Annotated in this window: 8 protein-coding genes and 1 pseudogene; 3 read left to right on the top strand and 6 right to left on the bottom strand. The window is 37.3% G+C overall.

The features are described from left to right. Window positions 1-985 precede the first annotated feature (985 nt). The 5 genes and pseudogenes from J7E66_RS09010 to J7E66_RS08990 all read right to left on the bottom strand — a co-directional run bounded on the left by J7E66_RS09010 (window position 986) and on the right by J7E66_RS08990 (window position 6,265). A pseudogene (locus J7E66_RS09010) lies at window positions 986-1,968 on the bottom strand (aldo/keto reductase). Between the two features lie 371 nt (window positions 1,969-2,339). Next, on the bottom strand, window positions 2,340-3,164 hold the full coding sequence (locus J7E66_RS09005) for an aldo/keto reductase (protein ID WP_214999350.1): 825 nt from the start codon (window positions 3,162-3,164) through the stop codon (window positions 2,340-2,342). 60 nt (window positions 3,165-3,224) lie between these two features. Further along, complete coding sequence (locus J7E66_RS09000; RefSeq protein ID WP_214999342.1) at window positions 3,225-4,436, bottom strand: Bcr/CflA family multidrug efflux MFS transporter; 1,212 nt, start codon at window positions 4,434-4,436, stop codon at window positions 3,225-3,227. Between the two features lie 59 nt (window positions 4,437-4,495). Further along, a complete protein-coding gene (locus tag J7E66_RS08995; protein WP_214999340.1) occupies window positions 4,496-5,527 on the bottom strand; it encodes an NADH:flavin oxidoreductase/NADH oxidase in 1,032 nt (343 codons plus the stop codon). A 303-nt stretch (window positions 5,528-5,830) separates the two neighbouring features. Then, a complete protein-coding gene (locus J7E66_RS08990) occupies window positions 5,831-6,265 on the bottom strand; it encodes a MarR family winged helix-turn-helix transcriptional regulator (RefSeq protein WP_214999339.1) in 435 nt (144 codons plus the stop codon). Window positions 6,266-6,723: 458 nt separating this feature from the next. On the opposite strand from J7E66_RS08990, the gene J7E66_RS08985 reads away from it, so the two are divergent. Then, window positions 6,724-7,440 (top strand): 3-ketoacyl-ACP reductase, encoded by a 717-nt coding sequence (locus J7E66_RS08985; RefSeq protein WP_214999337.1) that lies wholly within the window; start codon window positions 6,724-6,726, stop codon window positions 7,438-7,440. 767 nt (window positions 7,441-8,207) lie between these two features. On the opposite strand, the gene J7E66_RS08980 is transcribed toward J7E66_RS08985, so the two are convergent. After that, on the bottom strand, window positions 8,208-8,444 hold the full coding sequence (locus J7E66_RS08980; protein ID WP_214999335.1) for an SDR family NAD(P)-dependent oxidoreductase: 237 nt from the start codon (window positions 8,442-8,444) through the stop codon (window positions 8,208-8,210). Between the two features lie 272 nt (window positions 8,445-8,716). Between J7E66_RS08980 and J7E66_RS08975 the strand changes: the two genes are divergently transcribed. Then, window positions 8,717-9,625, top strand: coding sequence for a Gfo/Idh/MocA family protein (locus tag J7E66_RS08975; protein ID WP_214999333.1), 909 nt, complete (start codon window positions 8,717-8,719; stop codon window positions 9,623-9,625). A gap of 278 nt (window positions 9,626-9,903) precedes the next feature. Next, window positions 9,904-10,075, top strand: a 172-nt coding sequence (locus J7E66_RS08970) for a recombinase family protein (RefSeq protein ID WP_214999352.1), incomplete at its 3' end; no start/stop codon positions are given.

Genomic DNA, 10,075 nt, shown 5'->3' with positions numbered 1-10,075 from the left:
ATAAGATGTGTATCGGAAATTCTTTCTATTAGTTGATTTTGTTTGTCTTGCATTTTAAAATTCATAGTAGGGCTTCCTCCTTAAGACTCTGAGTTAGATTGGACTCTATACTCGTATCTTACTGAGGGGCTCTATTTTTTTCAAACCTGATATTTAACGATCTACAGGAATGCTAACCTGCTTCGTTAGTTGTACAAAAAAGGGTGCCAAAAATGGCACCCTAATGGCTCGATTCTCACTCTCTTTATGTTGTTTAGTTACTAAATTTACTAATTATATAATAATTAAAGCAATTTCATCCATTTTTTCCCCTCCAAGATTTACTGCATTACATTTTAATATACAGATAAAACTTTGTAAATTAGATTCCTTATTGAACCTGCCCGTTACTTGAAGAGGAGAAAAGCATTACCGTTGTTCCAGTAATGCACCCGTTAGCCACCCATGAAGCGCAAAACCGGCGCTTCACCACAGAGAATGAAAATATTCCAAGGAGGCTATACTGTTTTAATGCTGGCGAAGAAGGTCTTTTCACTATGGTGCCTTTGATCCCATCCGTTAGTCTGACTCCAACGATCACGGTGTACCACCGACTGTCGCGCCCTATAGGGGTAGCACTCATGGGAGATTAATCCTTTTCTGATTGTTGCGCCAGCTGAACCTTGAATTTTTTTTATGTAGAAAGGTGTCCAATTCACCACCGTTTATCAACCTTATAATAATTTTGCAAGAGGCTCAGCCTTTTTTTTTAAACTGATTTTGCTGGGTCTATTTTTCTATGTCTTATTTCAGTTTTTATTTTCATGGGAGTATAAGTGTAATTATTCACATTCATAAATTTATCCCTTTACCTTTTTTATATATTAATCAAATTTCGCAAATTCATTCCTTTTACTTATGAAATGTGCCAATACATAAGGATAAGGGTAAAATCCTAGGGTTAATGGGATAAGAATATGGAAGAACATTATAATTGTAATGCCAGTTAATATGGCCCCCTAATATAATCCATTACTTTTTTCTCATAAAAGTTTTTAAGTTGTTGCTGTTCTTCTTCAATAAAAGGTTTTGTCTCTAATGCTGTAAGATTTTGCTCAACTTGTTTCATATTCTTAAATCCAGGGATATACAAGTAATTTCTTTGTTATCCAAAATCCAGCGAAGTGCGGCGCTGGCCATGGTCTCTCTGCCTTCTGCAATCCACTTTACCTGATTGGCTAATTCAACACCCTTTTGGAAACCCAGTCCAGCAAACGTTTCCCCTACATTAAAAGACTCTCCATTTTCATTAAACCGGCGGTGATCATCTGCTTCGAAGACATGCTTACTTGTAAATTTACCTGTTAACAGCCCGCTGGCAAGCGGTAATCTGACAAGAAGTCCAACCCCTTTTTCATAAGCATTGGGGATTAATTTTTCTAATGGCTTCTGGCGAAAAATATTAAAAATGATTTGCAGACTCTTCACATTTGGATGTTCTAAACAAATAAGTCCTTCCTCTACGGTCTCCACACTTACTCCATAATAGCGAATTTTCCCTTCGCGCTGCAACCGGTCAAGCACCCCAAAAACCTTGCCATCTTGTAAAATCTCAGTTGACGGACAATGGATTTGATATAAGTCTATTGCTTCCCTGTTTAAACGGCGCAGACTGTCTTCACAATAAGCACTTACTTTTTCATAACTATAATTCTCCGGGTCAAAAATATCTCCCTGACGGCAAAATTTAGTGGCAATATAAATCCGATCTTCCCGCCCTTTTGTAGCCTTTGCTAAAAGCTCTTCACTATGGCCGTCACCATAAACATCTGCAGTATCAAAAAAGTTAACACCCTGCTCTATTGCATAATCAAGTGATTTAAGCGCTTCTGCATCGCTCGTCTTCCCCCACGAACCTCGAATGGCCCATGTCCCAAAGCTGACCTCGCTTATCATTAAACCTGTATTTCCTAATTCACGATAATTCATTTTAACATCTCCTCATTTTCCAATAATTGTCCTTTATATCTCATTTTAACATTTTCTTCAAATGTAGGATGAATGATCAAACAAATTATTTAACAGAAACGCTGCCCGTTACCCATCCATGCACCAGAAAGAATCCTGAGGGTTTGTGCTTCATGATTTGGCGTATTTCGTAAAGCCACATGCGTCTTTCCCCATACTCTTTTTAGAGGGGGTTAAATCTCTGAACTTTATTAGAGAAGTAAAGGGATATTAGGTAATCTTACAGCCGTATAAAAAAGGATATTCTCTTGAAAAAAAACCATTCCAGTTGAAAGCTAGAATGGGTTAGAGGCAATAGTCTAAAGGAAAATTGAAGGTTCCTTGTGTTATTTTTATCGAACATGCATATCGTTTGGATGTGCACCTTTACGTCGATCGCGATTAAGTTTATTTATTTCGTTCATTTCATTTGAAGTTAGTTCGAAATCAAATACATTATAGTTTTCTTCGATTCTTGATGGTGTTACAGATTTCGGTATGACGATTGTGTTATTTTGTAAATGCCAGCGCAACACAACTTGAGCTGGCGTTCTGCTATGTGACGTAGCAATCTTTTGAATAACTTCGTCTTGCAACACCTCTCCTCCCTGGTCAAGAGGACTCCAAGCTTCTACAAAGATATTATGTTTTGCACAAAACTCTTTTAACTCATTTTGAGCAAGGTATGGATGACACTCAATCTGATTCAATACTGGTACAACTTCACATTCTTTTAAAAGGCGCTCTAAGTGTTCCATTTCAAAGTTACAAACCCCAATTGCTTTTACTCGGCCATCATGATAAAGCTTTTCTAACGCTTTATAGGTTTCGATAAACTGGTCAAATTGCGGAGTAGGCCAGTGAATCAAATATAAATCAACATAATCAAGACCTAATCTTTCCAAGCTCTCATCAAATGCACGTAACGTATTTTCAAACCCTTGATCACTATTCCAAACTTTTGTTGTAATAAATAACTCATCACGAGGAACAGATGATTCAGCAATAGCCTGTCCAACGCCCTTTTCATTTTTATAGATCATCGCCGTATCAATAGATCTGTAGCCAACTTCAATGGCATTAGCAACTGCTTGTGCTGCTTGATCATCTGCAACCTGCCATACACCAAATCCAAGCTGTGGCATTTTTAAACCATTATTTAGCGTAACAAAATTCATCGTACATTTCTCCTTTTATCATTCGTTTTTTCATAACACTCGAGTTAAAAATAATTTATATTATTTTGAAACTTGAACCCTTAAAGAAGATTTTCCAACTAATCCATAATAAGATAAGAAAGCAATTAAGCTTGCTAATAAAATAATAAGTGCCATTGGAATGGCTGAATATTCTCCGGCTATTCCTACGAGTGGGGCCGTTAATGACCCTAATACAAAGGGCAGGAGTCCTAATAGTGCAGAAGCACTACCCGCAATATGTCCTTGTGTCTCCATTGCTAAAGAAAAAGAAGTTGCAGCAATGATTCCTATCGACGATACAAAAAAGAAGATGGGAATCGCGACTGTGATAAGCGGTGCTTTTAATAATAGAGCCACCAGTAAAACAGCACCTGCTAAGTTCGAAATCAATAACCCAATCTTTAAGAAGGTCCTCTCAGATATGATACCTGTAAAGCGGCCAACCACCTGACTTCCAATTATTAAGGCAACTCCATTCACTCCAAATAATAGACTGAACACCTGGGGCGTTACCCCATAAATATTCTGATAGACGAAAGGAATACCCGAAACATAAGCAAAGATTCCTGCAATGATGAAACCTTGAGTAAGTGCATATCCCATGAACTGGCGATCTTTTAACAAAGAGCCAAAATTCTTCACTATTTGTGAAAAATTACTTGAGACACGCTTTTCCTTTGGTAACGTTTCTTCCAGTTTACATGAAACCAATAAAACCAATAAGATACCTACACCAGCTAAAACAAGAAAAACCCCTGACCAATCTGTAAACGCTAGGATAATCCCTCCAACAATTGGTGCCACTATTGGCCCAAGGTTCCCCACCAACATCAATAAAGCGAAGAACTTGGTGAGTTCCCTTCCACTGTATACATCGCGAACAATGGCTCTAGATATAACAAGGCCACCTGCTGCTGCAAAACCTTGTATAAAACGAGCCCCAATAAAGGTGTAAATATTGGGGGCAAACGCACAAATGACAGAAGCGATTAAATACATGATGAGGAAAATCCTCAACGGCTTACGGCGTCCTTGAACATCACTCATTGGTCCTATAATCAGTTGACCTAATCCCAATCCTAATAGGCAAGTCGTTAAACTAATTTGTACTAAAGAAGCAGTAGTATTGTATTCCTTTACAATAGTAGGGAATGAAGGTAAATACATATCAATTGTAAAAGGACCTAATAGTCCCAGTGAACCTAAGAGTAAAGCAAGTTGTAATCGTTTCTTTCCTGCTAATTTATTCAACTATTTCTCGCCTTTCTATCTACAATCATTTTCCATTATGCTAAAAAAACTGATTTGTACTAGTTTTTCGGAAATCCTGGAGTATATTGTCTTGGTATTTCTATTTCTTTATGAAGAACGGCTGCTGCCTCTAGTGTCCAATATGGATTTCGTAACATTCCTCTTCCGACAGCAACAAGGTCCGCATCTTCATTTCCAATAACGGAGTTCGCTAATGAAGGTTCATCCAATCTTCCAACCGCAATGACAGGGATGTTAAGAGCTTGCTTGATAGCTCTTGCTAATGGCACTTGGTATGCTACATGTGTACCAGGTCTTCCAGCAGCAGCAATCAGTCCTTCTCCCCCCGCACTTACATGAAACATATCGACCCCGAATTTTTGATATACCCTCGAAAATTCGATGCTTTCAATAATGCCATATCCGCCCTCTACGTATTCTCTAGCGGATACTCGCATAATCAACGGCATATCCTCAGGCATTTCACTCTTTGCTGCCTGAATGACCTCTTTACCAAATTTCGTTAATTCCCTTCCATACTCATCAGTCCTTTGATTGGTAAGCTGGGAATGAAATTGGTGTATCAAGTAACCATGTGCACCATGGAGCTCGATTACATCTACTCCAGCTTGAACAGCACGTCTTACAGCCCTACGGAATTTTTCTACTATTTCCTTTACTTCTTCTGTAGTGAGTGCTCTTGGTGTTTTTGATTTTGCATCAAAAGGAATGGCAGACGGTGCAACTGGAATCTCAGCATCTTCTGCTTTACGCCCTGCATGAGCAATTTGAATACCCACTTTCGCTCCATATTGATGACAAGCATCCACAATGCGTTTCAGTTGTGGGATTTGCTCGTCTGACCATAAGCCTAAATCATAATCTGTGATACGGCCTTCTGGATCGACATCGGTCATTTCGATAATGATTAAGCCCGCACCGCCAATGGCACGGTTAACATAATGCATAAAGTGCCAATCAGTTGCAACCCCATCCTTATTTACCACCGAATATTGACACATAGGAGGCATAACCACACGGTTTTTTAATTTTAGCCTTTTTAGCTGATAAGGGGTAAATAAATGATTCAATATATCGAACTCCTTCTTATTTTTTTTAGCACGAATCCCCAACTCATAGTGGAAAAAGCTTTACGCTCCATATAGGCGCAGGCAGTAAATTTCCAGTTTCCACATTCTCTATAACAAGGTTAGCGTCGGCTTTTTCGTCCATTTTAAACGATCCTATTTTTGCTATACGAGGAAAAAGTATAGATTTTTAAATGTATGTGCATGCATACAAATTAGCATATGACAAAACACTTCGTCAACCAAAATGAATTCAACAAAAAAAGATGGAATAACATGCGGAGCGTTTTAAGTCCTGTCATCCCATCATGGTCTTAATTGATCAAATAATCGCTGCAGCTCTTTATGAATCATATCTTGAGAAAAAGCCTTTTCAAGGGTTTCATGAAAGGTAACGGTCGCCTTTTTAAGCTTTTCCTCTCCTTCAGCTGTTATGGAAGTGTAGATGGCTCTTCGATCGTCACCGCAAATATATCGCTTTAATGTTCCACAGCCTTTTGCTTCAAATCGGCTGACCAGTCTTGACATAGCACTTTGACTAAGTCCCACCATACTCTGTAATTGTTGTAACTTTAATTTTTTTTCCGGGGCTTCAGATAAAAATAAAAGCACGTAGAATTCGTTTAATGATAATTGATGATTTTCTTGAAGTATGCTTTCTAATTCGTTCGTGATTTTCATTTGAATATGGGTTAAAGATATCCAATTCGTTATCAATTGTTTATTTTGGTTTGATTCCATTCGTCCCACCTATTCTAGTCTCAAGTTATCTCTCGCAATGCTTCAGCCCTGCCCATTCATTGGTTTCCTATCTATAGTAGCAAGTAAACATTTTAAGAGTCAAACGGGACCATGTTCACCTACGATTGAACATGAATCGTTCGTTGATCGTACATGGTCCAATTAAATGAGTTGGTTACAATTACCTTAAGAAGTGCTAAGGGGCATGGACATGATAATACAGTGCAACACCTATCATAGGGTGAAATAACAGGCTCGGGCGAAACAAAAAGCCTTGTCTTCATGGGTGAAAAAGAAAAAAGCATTGGTGGAAAAATTGCAGCCGTAACCTTTATTCAGAATCCACTATTTCAGTTGGCTGATTTCAACTGTTCAATTACCCGGATCCCCAAAGGATCAATCGCTAGAAAACTTCGCAGTCTTTAGATTACCTTAAATTTTTCATAAGGAATGATACGATGATCTCATTAAAAGGAAAAACAGCTTTAATTACTGGAGGCAGCAGAGGAATTGGGCGTGCTGCTGCCCTAGCTCTAGCAAAAGAAGGAATAGACCTGGGACTAATTGGATTAACCATGTCCAATCTTGAAACGGTAACCGCCGAACTAGAGCAATATGATGTTAAAGTTTCAGCTGCAACAGCAGATGTAACCGATCTTGAAGCAGTCGGCCATGCGGTTGAACATATCAAATCAGACCTTGGTACTTTTGATATTCTAATCAACAATGCCGGCATCGCAAAATTTGGAGGCTTTCTTGAGTTAACCCCTGAGGAATGGGAAAAGATTATCCGGGTAAACTTGATGGGTGTGTACAATGTAACAAGAGCTGTTTTGCCTGATATGATTGAGAGAAAATCAGGGGATATAGTCAATATATCATCAAGCGCCGGTCAAAAAGGTGCCCCTGTGACAAGTGCATACAGTGCCTCAAAATTTGCCGTTTTAGGACTGACGGAATCGCTCATGTTGGAGGTAAGGAAGTATAATATTCGTGTCACTGCCTTAACACCAAGTACAGTTGTAACTGATTTGGCTAAAGAAACGAATCTTATCAGTGGAAATCCTGAAAATGTTATGCATCCGGAAGACCTGGCAGAGCTTCTCGTAGCAGGGCTGAAACTAAATCCGAGAGTCTTTGTAAAAACTGCAGGATTGTGGTCAACTAATCCCTAATATATATTCCAATTGATTTAGGAGGATAACCCAAATACTCCATCGTTTGTAATTCAAAGTAGGAAAATATTTGTTCCTACTTCTTTTTAATATTTTGAACCAAATGGCTGTCCGCAGAGAAAGCCTTTGCTGGTTCTCCACTATCTTTTTCAAGTATTCTGCACAGATATTATAATAATTTCAACAATAAAAAGGCGATAATCCTTCTTGATCACGTACCCAGATAGCGCAATGAATCGGTGTTAACTTATTGTTTGGAAATTCCGTACGGCAAATCCATTCCGCAAAAAAGAAACGAACAGCAACCACAAAAGAGTTGCTGTTTTTAATTCCATCTCCCTTTACTTTAAGTACAATTCTTTACAATCTAACTTGCAAAAAAAGTATTTTACACACACTTTAATAGTAAACAAGAGCTATTTTGGGTACTCATTTAATATTAAAATAAATATTTAAATAAATAAGCAACCTAAGAAAATAAGCAATTTTTTAAACCAAAGATAAAAAGAGAAACTCTTAATTCTTTTTTCAAATTGAAAAATTTGTCACAGAGAGGAATTACTAAAGGAAATCTGGATTTTCCCAAAAATGTTATGCCAAGTATTTTTTATCCACTGTTCAATTTCCTCTATTGAAGCAATAAGACGTTTTCTGTCCCCCCATAGCCAATCTCTAATTGTTCTTTTTAAAATCCTACAAAAATGGCATCAATAAAATTACTTAATGGGGGACCAAAATATATACGCCTACGCCACCTAAATCAGTATTTACAGCTGAGGTAACACTCCCACCACCTCTATATTAGTGTTTTCTAGTTGATGGTGTAATGTTAATGTAAATGAGTGCATTGCAGCTTTTGTTGCACTGTAAATAGGCACCCAGACACGACACCTGACTGTATTGCCAATGGCTGATGTAACGTTAATAATTGTTGCATCTTTTTGTTTTATTAGATGCGGAATAAAAAACATTAACGTTTCTTGACCTAGACATTTATTACTCAAAGTAGTAACTCCTTTGTAAAAGACTTATTAGTTTAAGTACACAAAACAAGTGAACAACTTCTAAATTAAGTTTTTATATTTAGTAAATGATTTTTATGGCATTTTGTAAAATTTCTTAATCTATTCATGGCAGTGGGTCTGACCCACAAATTGATAAAAAATTTCTATAATAGTATAATTTTCATTAGTGTCAAAAGGATATTCTTTAGTAATCTACCAGAAAGCTTTATAATTCAAAAAATAATATTTCGTTTCATAATGGAGTGAAGAAGATGAAAATTGGGATTATTGGATTGGGTGATATTGCTACAAAAGCCTACCTACCTGTTCTTTCGGAAAAAGAAGGTATTGAATTAGTGCTTTGTACAAGAAATCAGGACACGTTAAACAGCTTATCAAAAAAATATAGGACTCAAGAAAAGGTTCAGTCTGTAGAGGAACTGATAATGATAGGCATCGATGCAGCCATTGTGAGTACTGCTACAGAGGCCCATTTTGAAATAGCTGAAACATTACTAAGAAATGGGATCCATACATACATAGACAAACCGATATCGATGAATTTTCATGAAACTGAAACAATTGTCAAGCTTGCAAAAGAGAACGGTAAGATCGCCATGGTGGGTTTTAATAGAAGATTTATCCCGAAAGTCAAAGAGCTGAAAGAAAGGGGAAAAGCCAACTTAATTATCATGCAGAAAAATAGATTTTCAGCTCCAGACTTTGTACGAAGATTTGTTGTCGAGGATTTTATCCATGTTGTCGATACACTCAGGTTTTTGATGGATACTGAGGTCAAGGATGTCAAGGTAGAGTACCTTAAAAATAGTGAAATGCTTGACCATTTGGTCATCACGCTTAATGGAGAAGGATGTACCGCTATCGGGATCATGAACAGAAATGGCGGTGTCACAGAAGAAATCATTGAATACATGACTGGACATGATAAATACGTCGTAAACAGTCTCGTAGAAACAACTCACTATCATAATAAAGAAATAAATATTTCAAAATTCGGTGACTGGGAGCCAACGCTATATAAACGCGGCTTTTATCAAGTAGTAGATCATTTTATCGATTGCGTTCAAAATAATAGCATACCTGAACCATCTATTGATGATTCACTGATTACCCATGAAATTTGCGAGAAAATCGTGAAATATATTGATTCAGATGAGTAGAAATGATTTCATGATGATCACATAACAAAAAACAATAAGGCCCATTCCAGACATTAACTGAAATGGGCCTTATGCTATGTCACATAGCAGAACGCCATGATAAAGTATTATGCTGGCGCTATCCCAAATCTTAAAATCTATGTATCTAAAAGTTGTAAGTTTTGTACACTACGAAAATATCAGTTTTTTTCTTTTTTTCTTTCTTGTTTTCCATCTAAAAGATAGTCTATAATAAATGTACAGAAAGTTAAATATCTTTTAGACGGGAATGATCAAAATTGAGTGAACTTGTTGGATACGCAAGGGTAAGTACCTTAGATCAGGATTATTCCTTACAAGTTGAACAATTAGAAAAGTATGGATGCACTAAGATTTTTCACGAAAAGAAAAGTGGTAAGAACACTGGCAGACCCGAACTGAACAAAGCCATGGAGTATTTAAGAGCAGGAG

The sequence above is a fragment of the Bacillus sp. ISL-7 genome, from assembly GCF_018613065.1.
Note: the sequence above shows the minus strand (reverse complement) of the source record. Positions and strands in the feature narration are given on the sequence as shown.